This window comes from Autumnicola musiva, from assembly GCF_031846585.1.
GTDB lineage: Bacteria > Bacteroidota > Bacteroidia > Flavobacteriales > Flavobacteriaceae > Autumnicola > Autumnicola musiva.
On the sequence record NZ_JAVRHK010000078.1, the window covers coordinates 1 to 615 of the forward strand.

The window sequence follows — 615 nt, forward strand, 5'->3', positions numbered from 1 at the left end:
CCACCTTTGAAATTGAGAAAGAAAAGCATTGCCTTAGGCCCGAAGTGATCGCAGAAGCTACCTTGTCCCTGGAATATCCTATTGTGGTAAAAATCGGTAAGGCTAAGCTTACTATTGGTACCAGGGAGGAATTTCTATATCGAAGGCTGGCGATACAGGCCGCCGAAAAAAGAACCCGCGAGGCCGTTAAATATTGCAAATCAGGAAAAGGGCGCAAGAGAAAAACGAAAGCCCTGGCAAGGTTTCGTGATAAGGAGCGTAATTATGTAAACCATCGCCTGCATCTCTATAGCAGAAAGCTTATCGACTTCTGTATAAAACATCAGGCAGGAACACTTATTTTACTGGATCAACAGGAGAAAATAGAAATAGCCAAAGAGGAAGCATTTGTACTTAGGAACTGGAGCTATTATGATCTAATGACCAAAATAAAATATAAGACAGAGAAAGCAGGCATTGAACTAATTGTAGATTAGAATATTGATATTAGAGGGTGCTTGTACACCCGCATGGTGAGGTGGATAACCGCACTCACTGAATGCGTACAGCATATACAACGCGTGAGTCATCTTATATCTTAAATTATCGGATTGGGGGCAAAGGTTTGCCTTAACA

The 615-nt window shown here is 41.6% G+C and carries 1 pseudogene; it reads left to right on the forward strand.

Annotated elements, in window-relative coordinates:
• A pseudogene (locus RM539_RS19925) lies at nucleotides 1-476 on the forward strand (hypothetical protein); the annotation flags it as partial.
• Nucleotides 477-615 lie beyond the last annotated feature (139 nt).